General features: G+C 46.0%; 18 protein-coding genes and 1 tRNA gene. 14 read left to right on the plus strand and 5 right to left on the minus strand.

All coding sequences use genetic code 11. From position 1 onward, the window contains the following. The first annotated feature begins 121 nt into the window (after positions 1 to 121). The 6 genes from pta to QZY95_RS13295 all read left to right on the plus strand — a co-directional run bounded on the left by pta (position 122) and on the right by QZY95_RS13295 (position 9,878). Positions 122 to 2,236, plus strand: a complete 2,115-nt coding sequence (gene pta / locus QZY95_RS13270; RefSeq protein WP_290924313.1) for a phosphate acetyltransferase — start codon at positions 122 to 124, stop codon at positions 2,234 to 2,236. Between the two features lie 27 nt (positions 2,237 to 2,263). Beyond that, complete coding sequence (locus tag QZY95_RS13275) at positions 2,264 to 3,466, plus strand: acetate kinase (protein ID WP_290924315.1); 1,203 nt, start codon at positions 2,264 to 2,266, stop codon at positions 3,464 to 3,466. 117 nt (positions 3,467 to 3,583) lie between these two features. Then, positions 3,584 to 4,657 carry a DRTGG domain-containing protein gene (locus QZY95_RS13280; RefSeq protein ID WP_290924316.1) on the plus strand — a complete coding sequence of 358 codons (1,074 nt, stop codon included), beginning with the start codon at positions 3,584 to 3,586 and terminating at the stop codon, positions 4,655 to 4,657. 318 nt (positions 4,658 to 4,975) lie between these two features. After that, a complete protein-coding gene (locus tag QZY95_RS13285; RefSeq protein ID WP_290924318.1) occupies positions 4,976 to 5,572 on the plus strand; it encodes a lactate utilization protein in 597 nt (198 codons plus the stop codon). Between the two features lie 2 nt (positions 5,573 to 5,574). Then, on the plus strand, positions 5,575 to 7,719 hold the full coding sequence (gene ldhH, locus QZY95_RS13290) for an L-lactate dehydrogenase (quinone) large subunit LdhH (RefSeq protein ID WP_290924320.1): 2,145 nt from the start codon (positions 5,575 to 5,577) through the stop codon (positions 7,717 to 7,719). Positions 7,720 to 8,060: 341 nt separating this feature from the next. Continuing rightward, positions 8,061 to 9,878 (plus strand): methyl-accepting chemotaxis protein, encoded by a 1,818-nt coding sequence (locus tag QZY95_RS13295; protein WP_290924321.1) that lies wholly within the window; start codon positions 8,061 to 8,063, stop codon positions 9,876 to 9,878. Positions 9,879 to 9,972: 94 nt separating this feature from the next. Here QZY95_RS13295 and QZY95_RS13300 read toward each other — a convergent pair whose 3' ends face one another. Further along, complete coding sequence (locus tag QZY95_RS13300; RefSeq protein ID WP_290924323.1) at positions 9,973 to 10,860, minus strand: NAD(P)-dependent oxidoreductase; 888 nt, start codon at positions 10,858 to 10,860, stop codon at positions 9,973 to 9,975. A gap of 470 nt (positions 10,861 to 11,330) precedes the next feature. Here QZY95_RS13300 and QZY95_RS13305 point away from each other — a divergent pair, with 470 nt between their 5' ends. Continuing rightward, positions 11,331 to 12,020 (plus strand): response regulator transcription factor, encoded by a 690-nt coding sequence (locus QZY95_RS13305; RefSeq protein ID WP_290924326.1) that lies wholly within the window; start codon positions 11,331 to 11,333, stop codon positions 12,018 to 12,020. Then, positions 12,020 to 13,432, plus strand: coding sequence for a HAMP domain-containing sensor histidine kinase (locus QZY95_RS13310; protein ID WP_290924328.1), 1,413 nt, complete (start codon positions 12,020 to 12,022; stop codon positions 13,430 to 13,432). The genes QZY95_RS13305 and QZY95_RS13310 overlap by 1 nt, the downstream gene beginning before the upstream one ends. 106 nt (positions 13,433 to 13,538) lie before the next feature. On the opposite strand, the gene QZY95_RS13315 is transcribed toward QZY95_RS13310, so the two are convergent. Together QZY95_RS13315 and QZY95_RS13320 are read right to left on the minus strand one after the other, a co-directional pair. Next, the gene (locus QZY95_RS13315) at positions 13,539 to 14,174 is read right to left on the minus strand and encodes a hypothetical protein (RefSeq protein WP_290924330.1); all 636 of its coding nucleotides are present in this window, start codon (positions 14,172 to 14,174) and stop codon (positions 13,539 to 13,541) included. A 77-nt stretch (positions 14,175 to 14,251) separates the two neighbouring features. Beyond that, on the minus strand, positions 14,252 to 15,571 hold the full coding sequence (locus tag QZY95_RS13320) for a TolC family outer membrane protein (RefSeq protein ID WP_290924332.1): 1,320 nt from the start codon (positions 15,569 to 15,571) through the stop codon (positions 14,252 to 14,254). Between the two features lie 590 nt (positions 15,572 to 16,161). On the opposite strand from QZY95_RS13320, the gene QZY95_RS13325 reads away from it, so the two are divergent. The 5 genes from QZY95_RS13325 to QZY95_RS13345 all read left to right on the plus strand — a co-directional run bounded on the left by QZY95_RS13325 (position 16,162) and on the right by QZY95_RS13345 (position 23,036). Beyond that, positions 16,162 to 18,525 (plus strand): type I secretion system permease/ATPase, encoded by a 2,364-nt coding sequence (locus QZY95_RS13325; protein WP_290924334.1) that lies wholly within the window; start codon positions 16,162 to 16,164, stop codon positions 18,523 to 18,525. A 12-nt stretch (positions 18,526 to 18,537) separates the two neighbouring features. Further along, positions 18,538 to 19,866: an HlyD family type I secretion periplasmic adaptor subunit gene (locus tag QZY95_RS13330; RefSeq protein WP_290924336.1), complete on the plus strand. Its 1,329-nt coding sequence runs from the start codon at positions 18,538 to 18,540 to the stop codon at positions 19,864 to 19,866. Between the two features lie 180 nt (positions 19,867 to 20,046). After that, complete coding sequence (locus tag QZY95_RS13335; RefSeq protein ID WP_290924338.1) at positions 20,047 to 20,733, plus strand: transglutaminase-like cysteine peptidase; 687 nt, start codon at positions 20,047 to 20,049, stop codon at positions 20,731 to 20,733. Between the two features lie 14 nt (positions 20,734 to 20,747). Next, positions 20,748 to 22,814, plus strand: coding sequence for an HD domain-containing phosphohydrolase (locus tag QZY95_RS13340; RefSeq protein WP_290924340.1), 2,067 nt, complete (start codon positions 20,748 to 20,750; stop codon positions 22,812 to 22,814). 146 nt (positions 22,815 to 22,960) lie between these two features. Next, positions 22,961 to 23,036, plus strand: a tRNA-Phe gene (locus tag QZY95_RS13345). A 121-nt stretch (positions 23,037 to 23,157) separates the two neighbouring features. On the opposite strand, the gene QZY95_RS13350 is transcribed toward QZY95_RS13345, so the two are convergent. Both QZY95_RS13350 and QZY95_RS13355 read right to left on the minus strand, forming a co-directional pair. Next, positions 23,158 to 24,558: a class II fumarate hydratase gene (locus QZY95_RS13350; protein ID WP_290924342.1), complete on the minus strand. Its 1,401-nt coding sequence runs from the start codon at positions 24,556 to 24,558 to the stop codon at positions 23,158 to 23,160. Positions 24,559 to 24,688: 130 nt separating this feature from the next. After that, positions 24,689 to 25,033, minus strand: a complete 345-nt coding sequence (locus QZY95_RS13355; RefSeq protein WP_290924344.1) for a helix-turn-helix domain-containing protein — start codon at positions 25,031 to 25,033, stop codon at positions 24,689 to 24,691. Positions 25,034 to 25,176: 143 nt separating this feature from the next. Here QZY95_RS13355 and QZY95_RS13360 point away from each other — a divergent pair, with 143 nt between their 5' ends. Continuing rightward, entirely contained in the window at positions 25,177 to 25,680 is a 504-nt protein-coding gene (locus QZY95_RS13360; protein ID WP_290924346.1) for a lactoylglutathione lyase family protein, read from the plus strand. Positions 25,681 to 25,685: the final 5 nt, after the last annotated feature.

The following is a 25,685-nucleotide window of genomic DNA, read 5'->3' on the forward strand; positions in this document are numbered from 1 at the left end:
TACCGCAATAGCGCAGTGTACGGGTTTGTCATCGGTCTGCAGAAGTATCCTCCAGGAAGCGGTTCTGGAGATGCAGGTTCGATAATTTGGCTAGTATCAATGGATATGCAAGGAGTCCATAGTGTCCCAAAACCTTTACATTACAGCTACCGAAGCAAGAACAGGTAAATCTGCTGTTGTTCTCGGCATGATGCAATTGCTCACCAAAGACATCAGAAATGTTGCTTTCTTCCGCCCTATCATCAACGACGATGAGAACGGAACTAAAGACCATGATATTAACCTGATTCTTGAATACTTCGGCATTGAAATTCCGTACGAAGATACCTACGCGTACACCCTTAATCAGGCACGCGAGCTTATCAACAACGGTCAGCGTTCAATGCTTCTTGAGAACATTCTCAACAAATACACTCAGCTTGCTAACAAATACGACTTTGTTCTTTGCGAAGGAACTGACTTCCTTGGTAAAGATGCAGCGTTTGAATTTGACCTTAACGCAGATATCGCCGCTAACTTAGGCTCCCCTGTTCTCGTTGTTATCAACGGTCAGAAACAGGACTGCGAAGAAATTATCAGCTCCACCAAGCTCACCCTCGATTCCCTTGAAGACAAAGGTCTCGACATTGTTGCTTCTATCATCAACCGTGCAGAAGTAACCTCTGAGCACTGTGCTGACATCATTTCCCAGATCGCTACCAAAGAAGGTGCTGATCGCGCACTGGCTGTTTACATCATCCCTGAAGAACCTACCCTCAGTAAGCCGACCATGAAAGACGTGGCACAGTGGCTTGAAGGTGACGTGATTTACGGTGAAGATCGCCTCGATACCCGTGTAGACGACCTGTGCGTTGCTGCTATGCAGATTGGCAACTTCCTCGATTATGTTAAAGATGCCAGTCTTGTTATTACCCCTGGTGACCGTTCCGACATCATCATTTCCACCCTTGCTTCACGTATGTCTTCTGCATACCCGGACATTTCCGGTATTGTGTTGACCGGTGGTCTTGAAATGCCTGAAAACGTTCGTCGCCTTGTAGAAGGTTGGTCTGCTGCCCCGATTCCAATCGTGAATGTTAAGCAGAACACCTACCTTACTATTCAGGTTCTGAACCAGCTTTACGGTAGAATTGATCCTGAAGATACCCGTCGTGTTGCGACTGCTCTCGGTATCTTTGAAGACAACGTGGATACCAAAGAAATTGCAAGCCGCGTTATCTCCCGTAAATCTTCTAAAATCACGCCGAAAATGTTTGAATTTAACCTTATCGAAAAGGCTAAAGCAAACAAAATGCGCATTGTTCTCCCTGAAGGTCAGGAAGAACGTATTCTGCGTGCAGCAGAAATGCTCAACCGTCGCGGCGTTGCAGAGATCATCCTCCTTGGCAACATTGACGTTGTTAAACAGAAAATCTCTGACTTAGGTCTCCATCTTCCAAATGTTGCAATTATCCAGCCTGAACTTGCGCCTAACTTCAATGACTACGTAGAAACCTACTTTGAAGCACGTAAGAAAAAAGGCATCAGCATGGAACAGGCACATGACACCATGTGCGATACTACCTACTACGGTACCATGATGGTTAAAAAAGGCGATGCTGACGGCATGGTTTCCGGTGCGGTTAACACCACTGCCCACACTATTCGCCCTGCATTTGAGTTTATTAAAACTAAACCTGATGCTTCCATCGTATCTTCCGTGTTCCTGATGTGCCTTAAAGACCGTGTTCTCGTATTCGGTGACTGCGCAGTTAACCCGAACCCTAGCTCTGAACAGCTTGCTGAAATTGCCATCAGTTCTGCAGACACTGCACGCATCTTCAATGTCGACCCACGCATTGCAATGCTTTCCTACTCCACCGGTTCTTCCGGCAAAGGTGCAGATGTAGAAAAAGTTATTGAAGCAACTAAAATTGCACAGGAACGCGCTCCTCAGCTCAAACTGGAAGGCCCACTCCAGTACGATGCTGCAATCGACGCAGACGTTGCTGCTACTAAGCTTCCGGACTCTGAAGTTGCCGGTCAGGCCACTGTTTTCATCTTCCCTGACCTCAACACCGGTAACAACACTTACAAAGCTGTACAGCGTGCTGCAAATGCCGTAGCAATTGGTCCGGTCTTGCAGGGACTCAATAAGCCTGTTAACGACTTGTCTCGCGGTTGTACCGTACCGGATATTGTAAACACTGTTGCCATTACAGCAATTCAGGCACAGGCAGAAAAAGGGCTTATCTAGCCAAGCCATTTTAAAGGATAAAAATAGATGAACGTACTCGTAATTAACTCCGGCTCCTCTTCTCTTAAATTTCAGCTGATCAATATGGAAAACGAAACCGCTCTTTGTTCCGGTCTCGTAGAACGTATCGGTCAGGAAATGGGTAAACTTGTTAACAAGCTTGCTCCAGACACTGACGACGAACGTAAAGTTGTTATCGACGAACCATTTGCAGATCATGAAACCGCTATGAAGCGTGTTGTTGAGCTGCTCACTGACGAAAACGACGGCGTAATCAAAGACAAATCTGAGATCTACGCTATCGGTCACCGTGTTCTCCTCGGTGGTGAAGAGATTAAAGAATCAGTTAAAGTAACTGACGAAGTTAAAGACATCATTCGCAAATACATCCCGCTCGGTCCTCTGCACAACCCTGCTAACCTTGCTGGTATCGAAGTTTGTGAACATCTCTTCCCTGGTACTCCGAACGTTGGTGTATTTGACACTGAGTTCCACCAGACCATGCCTGAGAAAGCGTTCCTTTACCCGCTTCCTTACGATCTCTACGAAGATCTGCGCATCCGTCGTTACGGCTTCCACGGTACTTCCCACCGTTTCGTTGCTAAACAGGCTGCTAAGTTCCTCGGTAAAGCTCCTGAAGAGCTCAACCTCGTTATTTGTCACCTCGGTAACGGCTGCTCCATGTCCGCTGTAAAAGCTGGCAAGTGTGTTGATACTACTATGGGTATTACACCTCTCGAAGGTCTCATGATGGGTACCCGTTGTGGCGACATCGACCCTGCACTCGTTCCTTTCATCATGGATCGTAAAGGTCTTTCCGGTGAAGAAGTTGACACTCTCATGAACAAACAGTCCGGTCTCTTCGGTATCTGCGGCATGAGCGACATGCGTGACATCCACGCTGCAGTTGATAACGGCGACGAAAAAGCTAAAACTGCACTCGACATGTTTGTTTACCGCATTAAAAAATACATCGGCTCTTTCATTGCTGCACTCGGCAATGTTGACGCTATCGTATTTACTGCTGGTATCGGTGAAAACGACGACATCGTTCGTGAAATGGTTTGTGCTGATATGGAACTCTTCGGTATCAAAATTGACACTGAAGAAAACGCAACTCGTCGCGGCACTGAGCGTTCCCTGAACGACGGTGGCAAGACTGAAGTTCTTATCATCCCTACCAACGAAGAGCTCGAAATCGCTCAGGCTACTGTAAAAGTACTCGCCTAGTATTTCAGTTTTTTTTGCGAAGACAATCCGGAGCAGAAACATGCCAGTTTCTGCTCCGGCATTTGCCATTTTACCGAAAGAGGTATATCCCGAAGCATCTTCTTTGGGAGGGAATACATGATAGGAATTTACATAGGCTCAACAGACGCATTTGCGGGTAAAAATATTGCATTGATGGCTTTAGGGTTGGAAATGCAACGACGCGGCATGCGTGTAGGGTATATGAAACCTGTTGGTTCTCTTCCTAAACGGGTTGATGATGTTTTCGGGGATGAAGACGCCATTGTCATCCAGGAACTTCTCGGCCTTGAGATTTCCCCAGATATACTGACGCCGGTACTTATTCCTAACAACCTGAGAGCCACTACCCTTTCAGATGAAACAGACGCTCTGGCTGCCATCCAGAGTGCCTACGACACAATATCCAAAGACAAAGACGTTATGCTTGTCGGCGGCTGCGGTTCCATCCAATATACCGGCACCCACAGGGGTGTGGATGGCATCACACTGTCGAAACAGCTTGGATTGAAAACCATACTTGTTGACCGCTATCGCCGGAACAGACTCAACTACGACGCTATTCTCAATATCAAAAACACGCTCGGCGACGACATGCTCGGAGTTCTGTTCAACGATGTGCCGGAAGACTTTTCCCGCGATGCTGAAGACATCCTTATTCCTTTCTTAGAAAGAAACGGAGTTGATGTTTTTGGTACTGTACCACGCGACCCGATGCTCAACGCCATTAAAGCATCGGAACTTGCATGGCGCCTCAAGGGAAAAATTATTTCAGGTAATTCTCAATCCCAGCGTATTATTCAGAACTTCCTGATTGGTACTATGCAGGTGGAAAACTTCATGACATATTTCCGCCAGTCATCCAATCTTGCCACCATTGTTGGTGGAGACAGAACTGACTTACAGCTTATCGCTATGGAAGGTGGTTGCCCGTGCCTTATCGTTACAGGCAACATCACTCCTAACGAGATTGTACGTTCCCGCTCTGAACAGCTCGGTGTACCTGTTATTCAGGTTTCAGATGATACCTATACGGTTGCCAAACGTATGGAACTGATTCTGAACAGCCAGAAGCTTCGTGAGCTGGTGAAAATTAAACGCGGCGCTGAACTTGTTGATAACGCGTTTAACTACAACAGGCTGTGTAAAAAACTGTCGGAAAAATCTGACTAGCATTACGCCCAACCCGCCTTATCAGTTGCCACATGACAAGTACGGATTGCATTACTGCATATGCATTTCTTTACTGCTGCCATTCTAGATCACAGCAGTAAAGGTGGATGTACCGTACGAGCAAAGCATACTCGTTGCCGCTTTGCTGAATTTGTCCGGAAGACCGAATTCTGTACGACATTCATCCGTGAGGAGATTCTACAACCTATACGGTTGCTGTTCTGCATACTCCAGACCCGCCTGATAGCCTCAGGATGCAGCGGTTATGGATATGCTCAGCGGTATTCCTATGGAATGCCATAGTCTCAGGAGTGTCACATGAGCGACCTGAAAGAGCTTTTTCGCGAAAAAGCAGAACTGGTAGCAGCTAAAGTTACCAACATTAAATCCATGGAAGAAGCATACGCTTACGCTGCAAACTACGTTGCAGAAAAAAATCCATGCGAACTTCTTATTCCTTCCAGCCCTAGCGCACCACAGCCAGAATTTGCTGAAGAAAAAATTATGGCTGCACCAGAACTTTCTGATGAACAGTACGCTGCTCTCGCAAAAGAATGTGAAGCAAAAGGCGTAAAGCTCATTAAAGACGGTATGCGTGGCTACATGGCCGGCATTGATGCCGGATTCACCATTGCTGACGCTGGTCTCATTGAAACCGGCTCTATTGTTCAGCAGTCCAATGGAGAAGAACTGCGCCTTGCAACTATGGTTTCTGAAGTACATGTTGCTGTACTTCCTGCTTCCAAAATCTTCGAGGACTCCATCGCAGCAGAAAAACTTCTGCTCGAACTGATGAGCGGCGTTGCATACACCGCATTTATCACCGGACCTAGCCGTACTGCTGACATTGAGCGTACTCTCGCTATCGGCGCACACGGCCCACTCGAACTGCACATTCTTCTCCTGGAGGACTAATCATGCATAACGCTGAAAATCTTAAAGAATACCGCGAAGACATGCAGGAAGCTCTTGATAACGAGTTTCTGCGTAAATCCATGGATGCATTTGCTGTTGGCTACCGTGAAAACCGTGCAAAAGCATTTGCTGGCATTGACGAGCGTGCGCTCATCAAAAAAATTGCTGACTGTAAAGACTACGCTGTAAAAAACAATGCTGCGCTCATGAAGCAGTTCACCGAAGAAGCTGAAAAGCGCGGTGTTCATGTTCATCAGGCAAAAGATGCTGAAGAAGCTAACCGCATCATTGCTGAAATTGCGAAGAAAAATAACGTTAAGAAGATTATTAAATCCAAGTCTATGACTTCTGAAGAAACTCTTCTTAACCACTACCTCGAAGATGAGAACCTCAACGTTGTTGAAACTGACCTCGGTGAGTGGATCATTCAGATGCGCCATGAGGGCCCTTCCCACATGGTTATGCCTGCGATTCACCTTTCCCGTTATCAGGTACAGGATCTCTTCTCCAAGCGTACCGGTGAAAAACTGGATTCCGACCCTGTAAAACTCACTAAAGTTGCTCGTCGTGAACTGCGTCGTGACTTTGCTGATGCTGACATGGGTATTTCCGGTGCTAACTTCTGTGTTGCAGAAAACGGCCACATCGGTATCGCTACTAACGAAGGTAACGCTCGTCTTACTACTACTGCTCCTCGCATTCACGTTGCTATCGCAGGTATCGACAAGCTTGTTCCTAAGCTTACTGACGCTCTTACCGCTCTTAAAGCACTTCCACGTAACGCAACCGGTCAGGCTCTGACCTCTTACGTAACATGGATCGGCGGTGCTAACGAGTGCGCTATCGGTGAAGACGAAAAGAAAGAAATGCACATCGTTTTCCTCGATAACGGCCGTTCTAAAATCGCTGAAGATGAAATGTTCTCCCAGATTTTCCGCTGCGTACGCTGTGGTGCTTGTGCGAACGTTTGTCCTGTTTACCGTCTGGTTGGCGGCCACAAAATGGGTCACATCTACATCGGTGCTATCGGTCTTATCCTCACTTACTTCTTCCACGGTGAAGAAAAAGCGAAGAACCTTGTTCATAACTGTATCAACTGCGGCGCTTGTAAGAGCATTTGTGCTGGCGGTATCGATCTTCCGGGTCTTATTAAAGAACTCCGCGCTCGTATCAACCAGGACAACGGTATGCCTATTGAGACTAACCTCCTCGGTAAAGTTCTCAAAAACCGCAAACTGTTCCACTCCCTGCTTCGCTTCGGTAAATGGGCACAGGCTCCTATGAAAAAAGGTCCTTACCTGCGTCACTTACCGCTTATGTTTATGAAAGATCAGGGCTTCCGTTCTTTCCCATCTATTGCTGACAAGCCGTTCCGTGATCGCTTCAGCGAAATCAAGCCTATGGTTCACAACCCTAAACACCGCGTTGCGTTGTTCTCCGGTTGTGTTCAGGACTTTGTTTACCCTGAACAGATGGAAGCTGCTGTAAAAGTTATGGCTCGCCATAACGTTGCAATCGACTTCCCTATGGATCAGAGCTGTTGTGGTCTCCCTGTTCAGATGATGGGTGAAAAACAGGCTACTATCGACGTTGCTAAGCAGAACGTTGATGCATTCGAAGGTACAAACTGCGATTACATCGTTACTCTTTGTGCTTCCTGTGCTTCACACCTCAAAGAAGGCTACGCTGAGCTTCTCGAAAACGAACCTGGTTACAAAGCAAAAGTTGAGCGCTTCTCTGCGAAGATTATTGACTTCTCTTCCTACGCTCACGACGTACTCGGTGTTTCCGCTGACGACTTCAACAAGTCCAGCGAAAAAGTTGCGTACCACGCTTCTTGTCACCTCTGCCGTGAACTTAAAGTTGTTGAACAGCCTCGTAACCTCATCGAAATGGCTGGCGACTACGCTCCATCCGCAGAAGAAGATGTTTGTTGTGGCTTCGGTGGTACATTCACCGTGAAGTTCCCTGAACTGTCCTCAACTCTTCTTGATAAAAAACTGACCAACATTGAAGCAACCGGCGCAAAACGTCTTGTTGCTGACTGCCCGGGCTGTCTCCTTCACCTCGGTGGCGGTTCCAACGTGCGTAACAACGGCATCAAAGTTACACACATCGCAGAACTTCTTGCAGAAAACCTCAAGTAATCTGCTAAGTCTCTCTGTTAGAACATCAAAAGGGCGCCTTTGGCGCCCTTTTTTTATGCTCTTTATCTATTGCATTGCCTCTTGAGTAATGCAGCATGGTTTGTCTCCCCCAAAAAATATGTCAGCCTGAGACTGTATTCTCCTGCATCAGCACTCTTTAACACAACACAATCTTTTTATTACTTAGTATTACAAAGACAAACACATACAAACCTTACTTTCCCTAAACATAAGCGTTTGCTTTTTAACACCTTTTTTCATTATAATATTAAGTTCAAACATTTTCTGCCGATCAGACTATATCCACCGCAATACATGGACTTACTACTGAAGGGGGCTAGATGTTTAGAAAGATTACAATCCGTGCACGAGTTTTCCTGTTACTGGCAGTTTTTTTACTGTTTATTTTAGGAATTCTTTTGTTCAACGCACGTTCAACAATGCAGTCGAATGACGAGGCCGTTCAGCACCTGCAAAATGTCATGCTCACAGGTGAAAAAGAAACACTGAAAGTTGCAACCCACTCACTCTCCCTTGCAATCAGTGCTCAGCTTTCCGGAGTCAGTGACAAAGAAACACAGCACACAATTATTCAGGATGCCGTTGATAAGGCACGCTTTAAACCGGACAGCTCAGGTTACTTCTTTGTATACGAAGGAACAACAAACGTTGCGCTCCCAACCAAGAAGAGCTTGATCGGTAAGGACCTTGGCCAATCGAAAGACAAAAACGGCGTTTATTACGTACGTGAACTGAAAAACGCTGCCGTTTCCGGCGGTGCGTTTGTTGAATACGTGTTTAATAAACCCGGACAGGGCAACCAGCCGAAACTTGCCTATGCTGAGAAAATTCAGGGAACACCATACTGGATCGGTACCGGCGTCTACATTGACAACATCGACAAGCACAAAGCAATGCTCCAAAACGAATTTGATTCCCGTATGAAAGAAAGCCTGACTATTCAGCTTTCCATCATCGGCATTGTACTGCTTTGCGGATTTGCTCCGTTCTGTCTCTTCCTTGTTCGCTCCATCACTACCCCTGTTTTACAGGCGAACACGGTCGCTCAGCAAATTGCGGGTGGTGATTTACATGTTTCCATCACTGTTGAAGGAAATGATGAAATTGCTGAATTACAGTCTTCTTTGAGTGTCATGGCTGAAACACTGCGCAGCAACGTTGAAGAAATGGAGGCAAAAGAACAAGAAGCAAACCGACAAGCTTCTATTGCCCGCGATGCTGCTGCTAAAGCAGAAGAAGCCATGCAGCAGGCTGCTGTTGCAACCAGTGAAGGCATTAACACCGCAGCGGATCGTCTTACAGGATTGGTGGGCAGCATTAACGCCAGCTCTTCCGACTTGGCAGCAACCAGTCGTCAATTGGAAAAAGGCTCAGAAGTTCAGCTCACACGCATCAGTGAGACCGCCACAGCCATGGAAGAAATGAACGCAACGGTTCTTGAAGTTGCGCGCAATGCCAGTGATGCTGCCGAACGTACTGAACGTTCACGCCGACAGGCGGCAGAAGGACAATCCGTTGTTAACGACACAATCAGTGCGATCAACGAATTACGCCAGATTACCAATACCCTGCACGAAAATATGAATTTGCTTGGTAAGGAGTCTGAAGCAATCGGTCAGGTTATGACGATCATTAACGACATCGCAGATCAGACCAACCTGCTTGCGCTGAACGCTGCCATTGAGGCTGCCCGAGCCGGTGATGCCGGACGCGGATTCGCAGTTGTTGCTGATGAAGTACGCAAGCTTGCAGAAAAAACTATGGGTGCTACCAGCGAAGTCGGAAACAGCATCAGTACTATTCAGCAGCTTGCTCAGAAAAACATCAAGGGCATGGAAGAATCTACAAGCGCGATGGAATCTACTGCACAGCGCTCTCAGGTTTCCGGTGACATGCTTGAGTCCATCGTTGAAATGGCAGATGCAGCTGCTGCACAGGTACAATCCATTGCTACTGCGGCAGAAGAGCAGTCAGCAGCGTCTGAAGAAATTACCCGTTCCATTGAAGACATTAATGCTATTGCCAACGAGTCCCGCTCCATGGCTGGAAATGCTGAGCAAAGTGTTTCTGCACTGCACGACGAAGCGCGTAATCTTCAAGAAATTATTTACGAACTTAAAGAAGAAGCTGCCCGATAAAGCAAAAAAAGTTTACTTACAAAAAAAGGGCTGCCTTCATCATGAAGGCAGCCCGTAATATGCATTATTTTCGTTGGAGAAATACCTGACAAGGCTATGCCTGATTCATTGCTTCAAAAACTTTGTATAAGCCTTGTGTGCCGAGATCTTCCAAGCCCTGTGCCTTTGCAGCCACGTAGAACTGATTCGCCATGGCAAGCCCCGGAAGAGAGAGGTTCATTTTTGCACTTTCTTCAAGTGCGATGCCCATATCTTTTACAAAGTGTTTGATGAAGAAGCCCGGATCAAAATCACCTTTAGCAATACGACGGCCAAGGTTATTTATTGACCATGAGCCTGCGGCACCACTGCCGATAACATCAATAACCTGATCAAGATCCATTCCGGTTTTTGCGGCATACAGCAAGGACTCAACTGTACCGATCATTGTTCCGGCGATAAGTATCTGATTCGCCATCTTGCAGTGCTGCCCTGAGCCTGCATCTCCCATACGTTGAATGTTCTTGCCCATTACTTCGAAAAATGGAAGCATAGCCTCATAGGTTGCGGCATCACCGCCGACCATAATTGCAAGAGTACCTTCACGGGCGCCAAGATCGCCACCTGAAACTGGAGCATCCAGCGCGGCCATTTTTTTAGAAGCCGCAACTTCTGCAATGCGCTTTGCTAATGAAGGAGTAGAAGTTGTCATATCTACAACAACTGTACCTTCCTTTGCATTTGCCAGAACACCGTCTTCACCAAGAATGACGCTTTCTACATCTTGAGGAAAACCGACAATTGTAAAGACAACATCACTGTTGGCTGCGACTTCTGCCGGTGAATTGCACAGCGTTGCACCTAACTCAACAAGTTCTTGAGCTTTTTCTGCACTACGATTGTATACATAGGCTGTACAACCAGCGTTAATCAAATGTTTACACATTGATTTACCCATTACGCCTGTTCCGATCCAACCAACGCGCTTTGCTGTAAGACTCATATATCCTCCGTTCATGCTGTATATAGATCAATCGTTACCTTGATTTTACAACAATAAATGTATCCCATTGAAACAAATAGAGTTATGGAATAAAGGTAAGACAATTACACAATGTGAATTTATGTGGGGTTATAAGATATAATAATATTCTTACGTTACAACGTTTTTATTACAAATGCCGCTTGCGTATTTATTTCTATACTTTTTTCTTATATAACCCAAAAGCAATTTACCTGATAACTAACTACTTTCAATCATCTCGCCAGAGCGCGATTAGCACTCTTTTTCTGTTATCGGGAGCTTTTTAAAAACGTTATTTAACACTTGCTAACCATTGTTGACATCCGACAATTGTTGAAGTTTTCTTTTTATCATCATCTTTAACAATCGGGCCCCTACTACAACAGTGGTGTTTCCTTAAAAAACGTGTGTTTTAAAGACACGAAACAACATAACCAAGTGCACTATCCATGGAACAAACAATTCTGATCATCGACGACGATGCGAAGTTGCAAGACCTTTTGACTGAATATCTAGAAAATTCAGGCTTTACCGTTGTGTCCTTACTTAACGGACACGACGCACTTTCCAGCATCCGCAACATTGCTCCGTCCCTTATTATTCTAGACGTCATGCTCCCCGGTAAAGACGGTCTTGAAGTCCTTCGTGATATCCGCACGGAATCTACTGTCCCGATTATTATGCTTACTGCCCGCGGAGACGATGCAGACCGTATTGTCGGTCTTGAGCTTGGCGCTGACGACTACCTTTCTAAACCGTTCAACCCGCGTGAACTTCTGGCTCGTATTAAAGCCATATTACGCCGGTTTGACAACAGCACAGCAAAAGTTACCTCGCACCAAATTGAATGTGCAGGGCTTGCATTAGAAGCAAGTAGACAAATTCTTATTATAGACAACGAACAGATAACATTGTCTCCTACAGAAACAAAGCTCATGGCTGAGCTTATGCGCAGCCCGAACCATGAATTCTCCCGCGACGACCTTATGACTAAGGTGTGGGGGCGTGAATTCAACGCCTATGACCGCAGTATTGATGTACACATCTCTAAACTGCGTAATATTTTAAAACCATACAACGAGCATGCTCATCGCATCCGCACTGTGTGGGGCAAAGGGTACATGTTCCTGAGCGATTAATGTTTTTGAAATCTATTTCCGCTAAGCTGATCGCAACGTTTCTTTTGATTCTTGCGCTCAGCTTAGCAATTTATGTTACTCTGTTCTCTATTACGATGCATCGGGATGCTGAACGCTCTATTGTGCGCTCCCTGCCCATGATTTCGTCACTGCTCAATACAGAATTCGCATGCTTAAATGTTGTCCCGCATGAAGACAATCAAGACACGCGCTGCGAAATATCCAGTATTCTTTCCGGCCTGCAGCCAACATTGCAAGCTGAATTTCTTTGGGTTGTTACCCCCAGTGGTAAAATTGTAACAGCTCGAAACGCCAAAATTCCTGACCATACGCTGTTTTTCCACAAAACATTGAATAACGGCATCACACTTTCATTCTTCAGTTCTTTGGACACTGATGAGCTACTTGCTCTTACCTTTCCCATTCCCTTATGGAACGGCAAAGGAAAAATCATAATCGTGCAGCAAACCACATGGCCATCGCATAAGATCCTTCTGGATTTTCTGGTTCCTACTGCCGGAACCGGCTTACTTATAGGCTTAATCGTTCTCCCGCTTATAACGCGTACGCTTCGCCCCCTAAAAGAGCTTGAAGCAAAAGTTATTAACTACGCAACGGGTGATCTTTCCGAACGCATTGAACCTGTCGACAATGATGAAATTGGACGTCTTTCACGTACGTTCAATATTATGGCGGACAACCTTGAACAGATGACCAAGTTCCGTCATGAACTGACCGCCAATATATCCCACGAGCTCCGCAGCCCGCTCACACGGATTCAGATGTCTGAAGAACTGGCTAATATGGGCTGTGACAAAAAGAATTATGACAATGTAAAAAAACACCTGCGGGCTATTCGCAACGAAGTTGCAGAACTTGATGGTCTTATTGAAGAAATTCTCCGGCTATCCAGAATGGAACTCAGTACACAGGTCGGTGAAATAGGTGCCTGTGATGTAGCAGACACATTACAACGGCTTTTGCGAAAAAGTGCTCCGATTATTGAGCGAAAAACTCTTAATGTAGAGACAACACTCTCGCATGACAGCGTTATTACCTGTAACTATCCTATGGTGAACCTCGCGATAAGTAATCTGGTTGCCAACGCTCTTAAATTTGCTCCGGAATTCGGATGTATCCGTGTAACGACCATTTCAAATTCGTGCCTTGTTTCCATACAGATATACAACTCATTCTACCGTAAACTAACGTCTTCTGAACTGGTATCTATCTTTGAGCCTTTTGCACGGGCTGAAGGAGAAAACATTCCCGGAACTGGCTTGGGGCTTGCCTTGGTCGCCAAAGTCGCTGAACAGCATGCCGGAACAATTACCGCTGAAAATAGAGACGGCGGCATCCTCTTTACCATTACATTACCCCGAGGTTTTGCGGAACAACAACTCCCGACGTAATCGCAACATATTTATCTGCCAAGCAGTGTGCTAACTTCATTAAATAACAAAAGCTCCCGTATCCAATCTAGATACGGGAGCTTTTGTGTAATGAAAGATGGTACTATCAGAGAGCAGTACCCTTTGCCGCAACCCATTCCTGTAATAACCGAAACGCAGCCCTGCATTCTGCGGTGGGAAGGTTTGCCACAACCTCTTCAACAGAAGGCTTATCAGGAAAAAAAGGTACACCACGTTGGGAAGTTGTATCTTGTAGAAGAGGCAGCACTCTTTCTATGGGTGCTGAAAACTCAGTCCATAATCCTTGCGGTGCAAGTATCTGTGAATGAGCGTACTGCCCGCTTAATAACACATCATCTACAATAACAATCGGAAACGCAGGAAAAAGTGCAGCCTCATACACTGAAACGTTCTCGGAAAATCGTTCCGCAAGTGCAGCAAAAAATTCTCTGGAAACTTCAGCTTTATCCAGCATGTCTTCTCTGCTGTTTTGCGGACGAATAAGACGACATGCAGCGTCCATCCACACCACATCTTTCCAGACGGGTAATAATATCACCTCAAGCTGTACTCCACGTTCAAGAGCACATTCCAACGCTGAACTCACCGCACTGTTTTCCGCAAAACGATTGTAAATAGCAGCATGGAGCAAAATACGCTTTTTTGCTCCAGTAAAACGTGCCGGAAAATCCAATGATAAAGAATCAGCGTGGACAATTGCAGATATTGAAGAAACTGGCATTTAATCCATCCTGTTTGCATAAAAAAAGAGGGGAGAGTTTTGCTCTCCCCCCTCGATAATGCTTTTTTATCCGAAAGTTATTCAGCCATGGAAACGTAATCTGCAGGCTCAATACCAAAGGATGAAACCAAACCGCCGCCAAGGGCGAGGAGACGGTAGGAAGCAATAAGTACATTCACTTTTGATGTTACAAGACGACCACGGGTAACAAAGAGTTCGTTCTCTGCATCAAGAACGTCAAGCAATGTACGCTGACCGACTGTAAACTGTTGTGCATAGACATCACGGGTTTCTACGTTGAAGCCCACAGCTTTGTTGTACTGCTCAACCTGTTCGTAAGCAGCCTGCTGCTCACTCCAAGTTGATGCGACCTGACGGTAAAGATCGTCGATGGTATCACGGTAATCTTCATGTGCTGTCACTTTACGAGCCATAGCAGCACGAGTGTCAGCAAGGTCGCTGCCGCCGTTGTACAGGTTCCATGAACCGACAACCGCGAAACGGAAATCTGTTGTGTAATCATCTACGCCCTGCATATCTTCAGTGTAGCGGTAAGAACCTTCACCGGAAATACGTGGGTAGTAGTAAGATTCACGTTCATCAATCAAACCCTGAGCAACGTCGATTTCGTGTTTACGAGTATCGAGGCGCGGGTTTTCTGACTGCATGCGCATAAACGCAGTTTCAATATCAACAGGTGCAGCATCGGAAACTTCTACATCAAGAAGCTCTTCAGGCTCCATACCTGTCAGACGCTTGTACTGAGCCATGGCAATTTCCAACTCACTACGCTGTGTTGCAAGTGTCGCAAGAGCACGAGCAAGACGGCCCTGAGTCAGGGTTAAGTCTGCTACACTGCTACCACCTGCATCTACAAGCTCCTGAATAGATTCAAGAATATCGTAGTACTGCTGGGCGTTATCTTCTGCAAGCTCAACCAATGCTTTGTTTCTAAGCACAGTCAAGTGTGCGATAACTGCATCAAGTCCAAAGCGCTCGCCAGCATCATCAATCTGGCTCTGACTGGATTTGTATGCAGCTTCTGTGCGTTCTACACGGCTCTGTGTAAAGCGACCGTCGTAGATAAGCTGAGAAATAGTCACGCCACCATCAAATGCACCGCGCCATTCATTTTCTCGTCCCTCGTTACGGGTGGTTGGGCTGTCGTGCTTTGTTGGCCCGTAAGAACCATTTGCATCAACGTCTGGAAGATACCCACCCCATGCAGATCTGTTATCCTGCTTTGCAGCCTTACTATCACTTTCCAGCGCAGCAATACGCGGATATGTTTTTAATGTAGCAAGCACGGTATCTTTCAACGAAATTTCAGCTGAAGCGACGCTCGCACATCCAAACAGTACCGCAGTCATTACTAACAACGCGTACATTCTTTTCATTTAACCACTCCTGAATATGTTCACTCACTTACTCAAAAACAAGCAAGCCCCCTAGTAAATAAGTATGAAATTGTACGTTCCCCCCAAAATCATACTTACAACTCTTTGCCTATACGCGGTTAGCCATAACTTCTCAAGAAAAAACAGTTTTTACACTATGTTCAACCTTATGAGCTATCTGCACATTCGCGTAACAATCCCCCTTTTCAGTGAAAAGTGATTACACAAGCTTTTAACAGCATAATTTTTAATACAATATCTCACATAAAAAATTAAGCCAAAAACATTCTTTCACTTTCCACTTGTGCTATACTCAAGTCGTAGATGACATCCTGCTCCTCCATAACCACCGAAATAACAAGACTCTTCCTTCTAACGACATTATTCATACTCCCCTATGATTATCTTACTCTTTTTTCACATCTGCTCACAAACTGTTTACAACCGGAAAGTCAGATATATCGGGAGCTGAAACTATGGTCTCATCTATACTTTTATAAGATTTTGTGAAAAAATATGGGGATACATTACTACACGTTATTAATATTTCCCTGCCCTAAAACCGGGAAGTATGAATATAGGGAGTGCTCATGACTGATTCTACGCCAAAAAAGCCGGTTCCCAATGCTACTGCAAAGCCAGAACCGGATACTCAAGCAAAACCTGAATCGGAAAAAGTAACACAGCCTTCAAAAAAGGCCGAACAACCGCCGAAACAGGAACAGGCAGGACAGCAAGCTGCTCCACAGCCTCCTACCCCTGAACAACAGAATCAGCAGCAGCCAGAACGAAAAACTATTGTAGATGCGCCATTACCATCAGACGTGGACTACGAGTCTCCACTCTTGCGCTCTCTTGTTCATTTGTTTTCTCTGTTAGGCAAACCACTCACACTGGAACAATTGAAAGCCGGTCTTCCTGAGCATGGCGTACAGTCACACACCTCTGCGTGCCTGCGTGCTGCCCTGCAAGCCGGTATGAATGCCAAAGCTGTCCGCCGAAACAAATTATCGGAAATATCTAATCTGACACTGCCGTGCATCATCCTCCTTAAAAATAGAGGGGCTGGCGTTCTTACTTCTCTTACAGACACCCACGCTAAAGTCATTTTTCCAGAAATGAACAACCAGCCTATTTCTGTACTCCGTGACAAACTGGAAGAAGAATACGCCGGTTATGTTATTTTCGGCCAAATCAAAGGTCGTCTCGATAAGCGCGCCAGCGAGCTGAAGCTTCTTAAAACCAAACGCTGGTTCTGGGACACGATTCTCTACTTTTTACCGATCTACAAACATGTGGGGCTGGCAAGTATCATCATTAACTTGCTCGCCATTGCTTCGCCGCTCTTCTTTATGAACGTATACGACAGGGTTGTGCCGAACAACGCCATCGACACCCTTTGGGTTCTCGCCATCGGTATCGGTATTGCCCTGATGTTCGATTTTATACTCCGCAACCTGCGCAGCTATTTCTGCGACGTTGCAGGTAAGAATGCTGATATTATTCTGGCATCGCGCCTGATGCAGCACATTATGGCGTTACGCCTTGATGACAAGCCTGATTCAACCGGTACTATGGCGAACAACCTGCGTGAATTCGAATCACTGCGTGAGTTTTTCAGTTCCACCACTCTTCTTGCCATCATTGATTTGCCGTTCCTGTTCCTGTTCCTCATTCTGATTCATTTTATCGGCGGCCCGATGGCATTTATTCCTGCCGTTGCCGTTCCGATCGTTATTATCGTCGGCGTACTTCTTCAGTACCCGTTCCAACGGGCTGTTGAAGCCGGCTACAAAGAAGGGGCACAAAAACATGCCCTGCTTATTGAGATCATAAACGGCATTGAAACAGTAAAGACCAGCATGGCTGAAGGGCACATGCAGCATATGTGGGAAAAAGTTGTAGGCATGAGCGCGAAATCAAGCAACAGCGCAAAACGTCTTGCAAACTTTTCTATGACTTTCACTATGTTTGCTGCCCAGACTGTTTCTGTCTTCATCATTGTTTTCGGCGTATACCGCATCAGCGAAGGTGAGCTGACCATGGGTGGTCTTATTGCCTGTAACATTCTTGCCGGTCGCGCCATGGCGCCGCTCAGCCAGATTGCGGGAATGCTCTCCCGCATGCAGCAGTCACGCATGGCATTAAAATCCCTTGATCTCATTATGCAGCTGCCTACAGAAGCTCAGGATGAGTACACAGGAATCAGTTACGAAAAGCTGGATGCTTCCCTTACTTTTGATTCACTGGCATTTAAATATCCAAATGCAGAACGCTTTGCTCTTGAAGATATTCACTTAAAAATCCGTAAAGGCGAACGTGTCGGCATCATCGGCAGAATGGGCTCCGGTAAAAGTACGTTCGGCAAGCTTTGCGTCGGACTCTACCGCCCTACTGAAGGTGCCGTGAAACTGGGCGGTGTTGATATCCGCCAAATGGATATTGCCGATCTCCGCTCCCGCACCGGGTATGTTTCTCAGGATAACTACCTGTTCTACGGCAGCGTGCGTGACAACATCGCTATCGGCAATCCGCAGGCTGATGAAAACGCCATTCTTCGTGCCGCTTCCATTGCCGGTGTGACAGAGTTTGTTCAAAACAACCCTGCCGGTTTCGGACTGCAGGTCGGTGAGCGCGGCATGGCGCTTTCCGGCGGACAGCGTCAGTCTATCGCTCTTGCAAGGGCGCTGCTGACTGATCCGGACATTATCATTTTAGATGAACCAAGCTCCAACATGGATAACGGTTCTGAACTGACATTCAAGCGCAAGCTGGCACACATTGTACCGGGGAAAACCCTTATCCTCATTACACATCGACTCAGTATGCTGGATGTTGTTGACCGTTTAATCGTTATGGATAACGGCAAAGTTGTTGCTGACGGCCCTAAAGCAGCGGTTCTTGAAGCGTTGAAAAAAGATCAGATAAAAAAAGCACCGACAAGAGCGGCGTAGGAGTCAGACCTCATGAAAAAAGACCGTTACAGAAATGAAGATATCGAATTCATGAGCGAGGTCGATGCTGCACTGCGTCACCGCGGGCATCCGAAGGCATACCTCCTTTCAATATTTATCTTTCTTGTATTTGTAGCTTTCGGAGTTTGGGCAAATTATGCCATACTTGATGAAGTAACCCGTGGCATGGGTGTAGTTGTTCCTTCGCGTAAAATTCAGGAACTCCAGAACCTTGAAGGCGGCATACTGAGTGAACTGCTTGTAACAGAAGGTCAGATTGTCGAAAAAGGACAGATTCTTGTCCGCATTGATAACGAACAGGCTGAAAGTATTGTACGCGATGCTGAATCCAAATCGTTAGAACATGAAGTCGCTATTATCCGTCTGATGGCAGAAGCGAATGACACCCCGCTGGAATTTCCAGCAGAGTTACAGGAAAAGGCACCGCAGATGGTTGCCGACCAGACAGCTCTATACAATTCACGAAAAATGCAACTGGAAAGTGAATTGAGCGTACTTGCTTCACAGCAATTTCAGAAAGAACAGGAAATTCAGGAGATGATCGGTAAGCGCAAGCAGCTCGTCTCCAGCCATAAAATTGCAAAACAGCGTCGCGATATTGCACGTCCGCTGATGCAAAAAAATGTGTACCCGAAAATTGATTATCTTCAGCTTGAAGAACACCTGATTCAGCTTCAGGGTGATATTGAAGCACTCTCGCTTGCTATTCCGCGCGTACGCAGAGCTGCTGAAGAAGCAAGCGAACGTACTAAGCAGCGCGTTGCTGAATTTAAAAATGAAGCACACCGTGAAATTAACCAGCGCCGTGTGGAAATGCGTTCTCTAAAAGAAGCTATGACTGCGGGACACGACCGTGTTACACGTACTGATTTACGCGCACCTGTACGCGGTACAGTTAAACAGATTGCTGCCAACACTCTTGGCGGTGTTATCAGACCGGGTGATACGATTCTTGAAATTGTTCCTCTTGATGATACTCTGCTCGTAGAAGCGCGTGTACGTCCTGCTGATATTGCGTTCCTGCATCCGGGACAAAAAGCAATGATCAAAATTACAGCCTATGACTTTTCCATTTATGGTGGTCTGGAAGGTTCTGTAGAACAGATCAGTGCTGATACAATTGAAGATAAGCGCGGTGAAAGTTTTTATCTTGTAAAACTGCGCACAAAAACCAATACTATTGTTTATCGGGGAGAGAACCTGCCTATCATTCCCGGTATGACAACTTCCGTTGATATTTTAACAGGCAAAAAGTCTGTTCTCGACTATCTGCTGAAGCCAATATTAAAGGCAAAACAAAACGCTTTGAGAGAACGGTAATTGCGCCACTGGACTTATTCGACAATTTTTTGTGCTGCACTCGTAAGTATTGTCTGTTGCCTGCTCGTAGCAACACAATGCTTGCAAGCGTCTGCACAATCAAAAACGAATAAGGCCAGACCGAAAATCAGTACAAAAGATGCGTCGATATCAAAGGGGAAAAAGAAATCTGCATTCCGTATGCTGTTTAAACCGCCCCCTGTTAAAAAATCTACGCCCAAAAGACGAAAAAAGCTTACTGCCAGTACTGGCCCCTTGAAAGATAAAAAGGGAAGAATCCGTTTATTCCGCACTATGGAAATAAAAGGGAAAAACAAAGCACTGGCACGATGGCGACGTATAGTGAACAAAATGGCTGCCCATAAGCAGCAATATCTTTCAAATTCGCTGCCTACATCCGGAAAAAATCAGCGAAAACGATGGAAAGAATTTAAAAGCACCATTGTTTCCGCACCGCGTATGCAGCAACTACGCAAGGTGAACGCCTATTTTAACAAATGGCCGTATCGTCTTGATAAAGAAAACTGGGGAAAAAAAGAGTACTGGGCATCGCCACCCGAGTTCGTCAAACGTTCGGGAGACTGCGAAGATTACGCCATTGCCAAGTACTACGCCTTACGAGAACTGGGAGTACCTGACAGCTCAATGCGCATTGTCGCACTTATGGATAACATCCGTCGTCTTGGGCACGCAGTACTCGTAGTGTATCACGCAGGAGACGCATGGGTGCTGGACAATCAGACAAAGCTTGTCCTTTCGCACTCAAAGTTTTCTCATTATGTACCGCAGTTTTCTGTAAACGAAACTAATCGCTGGGCGCATATCCCGGTGAAGAAAAATCAACCGGCTTCCAAGCCGAAAAAATGATTCCGGAGCTGAAAATGCCTACTCAAACAAATGACTATGAGCTTCCCGTCACGCAGGACAAGCGCTCTCGTCTTAAATGGTTCGGCATCGCTGTGCTTTCCGCTATTGTTGTCATCTCTGCTTTTGTCTGCTTTATCCATATTAAGAATGAAGAAACCAGTCTTCATCAACGATTGGAAAAACAGCAAACGCTGCTGGCTACTGCTCATCTGGAAACTATCAGCAACTGGCTGCAAACCATGGCTGAACAAGGCGACAGACTGATTAATGCAGATTTGTTCCGCCTGTTTGCCTCTGAAGTGGATTTACTCGGAGACAATATCGGCAGCCTGTATGCTGAAGAGGCTTCCGAATCCGAAGATTCTTCTCTTGCGCAGCAGCTGCCTATGATGCGCAACCTGCTTGAGGAATTTTCCAGCTATGCCGGTTTTTCCGACGGTCGTATCATCAACCGCTTCGGACAGACATACATTGCCACAAATGCCAATGTAGCAGCATTGACACAGTCACAGCTCAACATGGTGAACAGTGTCCTTGAAAACCCTAAGGTTTACTTCTCTACTGTTCACAACAGCAGCAACGGGCTTGTTTTTGATATGTTCCTTCCTATCTTTCCACCGGAATTTGAAGGGGAATATACAAAACCTATTTCTGTTCTGATGCTCACTAAAATTGTTTCCGGAAAAATTACTGAAATTATATCCAGCTCCCCGCTTGCGGAACAGGGAAACAAAACCCATCTCGTTCAAAAACAAGATGGTGTCCTTCAAGATATTTTGCCATGGAAGCCTGAAGGAATTGCACCGATTAATTCCGACTTCGGCGCTGTTGAGCAGGAAGTTCTTCCTTTTGCCCTGCGCGCAAGTTTAACCGGAAATACCCAAGGATACTCTTACGGCCTCAAAGTTCCGGATGTTAACTGGTGGGTGATTGAAGAAATCGGATACGAAACAGCACGAAAAGAATTAACAGAAACAATGCAGACAACCATTGTTATTGCTGCACTTGCTACCGGTGCATTTACATTGGTGCTGTTCCTTTTCTGGTGGTTATTGGTATCGCAGGACAACAAAAAAGTTGCCGATAATTTCCGTGAACTTGCTATGACAATCAAAGAACAAAAGATGTTCCTTGATTCCATTAACGACACTATTCCTGACTACATTGCCTTAAAAGATAATGAAGGCATCTATCAATATGTGAACCCTGCCTTTGCCAATGCAGTAGGACGCGGCGTTGAAGAAATGATCGGTCTGGATGACACGGCAATCTTTGGATACGCAACCGCAAACCGCCTTGCGTCTTCCGACCAGATTATAAACATGTCTGAAGAGCCGATGAACATTACTGAAACCATTTATCTTCAGTCTCAACGCTACATCATGCAGATATCCAAAGCACCGTTCTTTGACGGTGAAGGAACGCTTGCCGGTATTGTTTCGGTTTTCCGCGATATTACTGCCGCTGTTGAAGCGGAAGAACAGCGAAAACAGGCAGAACAACAGACCATTACCGCTCTTGCCAGCACTATTGAACATATTGATCCTTATCTCGGCGGTCATACCCGCATGTTGGAATCAATCTCTGTAGAACTGGCTAAGAGTTTGAATATGACTGATGCAGATATTTCTACTATTGAAGCCGCCGCGAACCTTTCCCAGATTGGTAAGCTCTTTGTGCCGCGTGAAATTCTGTTGAAACCTGGTGCACTGACTGCTGAAGAAAAAGCTGAAATGGAAAAACATGCTCTGCATGCCAAAAAAGTACTGGGCAATATTGAATTCGGTCTGCCTGTTCTTGAAACAGTGACACAGATGAACGAAAAAATGGACGGCTCCGGTTATCCGGAACATTTGAAAGGTGATGACATTATTCCACCTGCAAAGCTGCTGGGACTGACAAACACTTTCTGCGCGTTAATTAGACCACGTGCGTATCGTCCGGCACTGTCCGTTGCTAATGCCTTCGACATCTTGAAAGAGATGGAGAACTTTTATGACCCTGAAATGATCGCAGCGCTTGAGCGTCTGCTTAATACTCGATTCGGTGAAGACTTTATTGAAGAAGTGAACGCTACATAGGCAGCAGTTGCACTGCAATCGGCAGGCGTCTGCACAGCTACCGATAAGCGTTCCATCCGTGTTTTTTGGCTTTTTATAAAAAAAATGCACTTTTTTTAAAAAAGTGCTTGCCAAGCAGCCGGTCTTTCTCTAAACCTTCCACCTGTGCCGCGATAGCTCAGTTGGTAGAGCAGGGGATTGAAAATCCCCGTGTCCGCAGTTCAATTCTGTGTCGCGGCACCACTTGAAAATTATGACCCGCTTTTTAGCGGGTCTTTTTTTTTGCCGTTCTCAAATCCCTTACTTTCTCACACGCAAAAAAAGGGAACGCCAGCCGCGCCCCCTCTTTAGTACAACGTTCTTTTTATTCCGCATGCGGTTTCGCCATCCGCATATAATTCATGGCTTCATCAAATTCCTGCTCATCAAGCACCCCTTCCCGAAGAACAATTTCTTTTAGCGTCTTATCTTCATCATATGCCATCTTAGCAACCTCGGCGGCTTTATCATAACCAATCACCGGAGTCAGCGCAGTTACCAGCATTAACGAAGATGACAGATATCCTTCAATGGTACCTGTATTCAGCTCAAGTCCTTCTACAGCGTATCGAGTGAACATACGGACTGAGTCTGTTATCAAGCGAATAGACGTAAGCAAATTGTAGATCATCAACGGTCGATATACGTTCAACTGCATCACCCCTTGCGATCCCGCAAAGGCCAGCGCAGAATCCAATCCCATAACATGCACGCACACCATGGAAAGCGCCTCGCATTGGGTCGGGTTAACTTTCCCCGGCATAATGGATGACCCCGGTTCATTTGCAGGAAGGATATATTCACCTATCCCTGCTCTTGGCCCTGAAGAAAGCATGGCAATGTCATTTGCTATTTTCAGCAGACTGCATGCCAGTGTACGGACAGCACCGGACGCTGCAACAATATCGTCGCTGGAAGAAAGTCCGGTGAACGTATTTTCCATAGGAGTAAAAGGAATCCCGAGATACTCACCAAGGTGACCGATTGCACGTTTTGCAAACCCCTTCGGGGCATTTAATCCGGTTCCTACTGCTGTACCGCCAAGGGGAAGCGCCTGTAATTGAGGCAGCACCTGCTCCAGCCTCGCTAGTCCTGATTCAAGCTGATAGGCAAAAGCAGAAAATTCCTGCCCTACCGTCATTGGAACGGCATCTTGTCGATGCGTACGTCCGAGCTTTGGAACATCAGCCCATTGTTCGGCTTTATCACCCAAAGTATGCATAAGCTCTTCAATTGCCGGAGTCAGGTAGTACTCTATGGCAATGGCAGCTGCCACGTTCATGGCGCTTGGAAAAATATCGTTTGAAGACTGGGAACGGTTCACATGATCATTAGGATGCACAGGAGTCTTGCTTCCTAAAGGACTTCCTGCCATCTCATTAGCACGGTTCGCGATAACTTCATTCACATTCATATTTGTCTGTGTTCCACTGCCTGTCTGCCAGACATGAAGCGGAAACTGCCCGTCATGACCACCGTTACAAATTTCATCCGCCACTTCGATAATGAGATGGCCTATCTCTTCAGAAAGCACACCCAATTCAACATTGGCATGCGCGGCAGCTTTTTTAATATGTGCTAGAGCAATAATCACTTCCAGAGGAATCCGCTCGGCTCCGATGGCAAAATGATGCAGCGAACGCTGCGTCTGCGCGCCCCAGTAACAATCTTCAGGCACCTCAATGTTGCCCATTGAATCAGATTCTATCCGGCTTCCCTGTGTCATGACTACTCCCTTATCAAACGTTACTCTCTGCTAAACCGCCTCTTTCGATATCCCGACAAAAACTGTCGCCTTGCACTACTTTTTTCTACACAGATAGGTAAACATTCCCCTAAACGGGCTACCTGCATTTTTAGCTTCTATCACACGAGTGCTCGCAGCCAAGCTCATCGATAGCCCAGTCGTGCATCATTTTCAGAATAGGAAACGCGCTGTGTCCAAGCTCTGTCAGCGCATATTCAACCCTCGGTGGTACTTCAGGATACACGGTACGCAGCAGCAAACCATCGCGCTCCATTTCCTTCAACTGCTGCGTCAGCATTTTTTGGCTCACACCGGGGACGATGCGTTCCAATTCTTTAAAACGCTTTTCGCCTTCATGCAGATGCCAGAGGATAAGGCTTTTCCATTTGCCGCTGATAACATCCATGCCCACTTCAACCGGACATCGATATTCTTTCCCGTTCCACTTAATCATAAAAAAATATTCCTCGAAAATACGCTAGTACCAATAAAACTTACCAAAAGGTATGCATATGAGAAAAAAGTGCCTTCTTGTTCCTAAAAAATAACAGGTTATATTTCCTGCGTGAAGCAAAATGACAGACTAGGAGATCACTCATGACATACCCAAGAAATTTTTCCCATATCGGCCTTAGCGTAACCGACCTTGAAAAGGCAGTTGAATTTTATACAAAAGTAATGGGTTGGTACCTTATTATGCCACCAACCGAAATTAAACAGGACGACTCCGCCATCGGCATTATGTGCAACGATGTGTTCGGCAAAGGCTGGGGCAGCTTTAAGATTGCCCACCTTTCTACCGGAGACAAAATCGGTGTAGAAATTTTCGAATTCCCCAATGCAGAGCGTCGCGAAAACAATTTTGAATACTGGAAAACCGGCATATTCCATTACTGCGTACAAGACCCTGATGTAGAAGGGCTTGCTGCAAAAATCGTCGAACACGGCGGAAAGCAGCGCATGCCTGTTCGTGAATACTACCCCGGTGAAAAACCGTACCGCATGGTCTACTGCGAAGACCCGTTCGGCAATTTAGTTGAAATTTACAGTCACAGCTACGAATTGACATACTCCGCCGGAGCGTATCAGGACAAACTTTAACAACC

Source organism: Halodesulfovibrio sp. (genome assembly GCF_015482765.1).
GTDB lineage: Bacteria > Desulfobacterota > Desulfovibrionia > Desulfovibrionales > Desulfovibrionaceae > Halodesulfovibrio.

Bases quoted from the DNA above. Each gene is read 5' to 3' on its own strand.
- QZY95_RS13275 (WP_290924315.1), top strand. From the start codon at position 2,264: ATGAACGTACTCGTAATTAACTCCGGCTCCTCTTCTCTTAAATTTCAG.
- QZY95_RS13280 (WP_290924316.1), top strand. From the start codon at position 3,584: ATGATAGGAATTTACATAGGCTCAACAGACGCATTTGCGGGTAAAAAT.
- QZY95_RS13285 (WP_290924318.1), top strand. From the start codon at position 4,976: ATGAGCGACCTGAAAGAGCTTTTTCGCGAAAAAGCAGAACTGGTAGCA.
- ldhH (WP_290924320.1), top strand. From the start codon at position 5,575: ATGCATAACGCTGAAAATCTTAAAGAATACCGCGAAGACATGCAGGAA.
- QZY95_RS13295 (WP_290924321.1), top strand. From the start codon at position 8,061: ATGTTTAGAAAGATTACAATCCGTGCACGAGTTTTCCTGTTACTGGCA.
- QZY95_RS13300 (WP_290924323.1), bottom strand. From the start codon at position 10,860: ATGAGTCTTACAGCAAAGCGCGTTGGTTGGATCGGAACAGGCGTAATG.
- QZY95_RS13305 (WP_290924326.1), top strand. From the start codon at position 11,331: ATGGAACAAACAATTCTGATCATCGACGACGATGCGAAGTTGCAAGAC.
- QZY95_RS13310 (WP_290924328.1), top strand. From the start codon at position 12,020: ATGTTTTTGAAATCTATTTCCGCTAAGCTGATCGCAACGTTTCTTTTG.
- QZY95_RS13315 (WP_290924330.1), bottom strand. From the start codon at position 14,174: ATGCCAGTTTCTTCAATATCTGCAATTGTCCACGCTGATTCTTTATCA.
- QZY95_RS13320 (WP_290924332.1), bottom strand. From the start codon at position 15,571: ATGAAAAGAATGTACGCGTTGTTAGTAATGACTGCGGTACTGTTTGGA.
- QZY95_RS13325 (WP_290924334.1), top strand. From the start codon at position 16,162: ATGACTGATTCTACGCCAAAAAAGCCGGTTCCCAATGCTACTGCAAAG.
- QZY95_RS13330 (WP_290924336.1), top strand. From the start codon at position 18,538: ATGAAAAAAGACCGTTACAGAAATGAAGATATCGAATTCATGAGCGAG.
- QZY95_RS13335 (WP_290924338.1), top strand. From the start codon at position 20,047: ATGCTGTTTAAACCGCCCCCTGTTAAAAAATCTACGCCCAAAAGACGA.
- QZY95_RS13340 (WP_290924340.1), top strand. From the start codon at position 20,748: ATGCCTACTCAAACAAATGACTATGAGCTTCCCGTCACGCAGGACAAG.
- QZY95_RS13350 (WP_290924342.1), bottom strand. From the start codon at position 24,558: ATGACACAGGGAAGCCGGATAGAATCTGATTCAATGGGCAACATTGAG.
- QZY95_RS13355 (WP_290924344.1), bottom strand. From the start codon at position 25,033: ATGATTAAGTGGAACGGGAAAGAATATCGATGTCCGGTTGAAGTGGGC.
- QZY95_RS13360 (WP_290924346.1), top strand. From the start codon at position 25,177: ATGACATACCCAAGAAATTTTTCCCATATCGGCCTTAGCGTAACCGAC.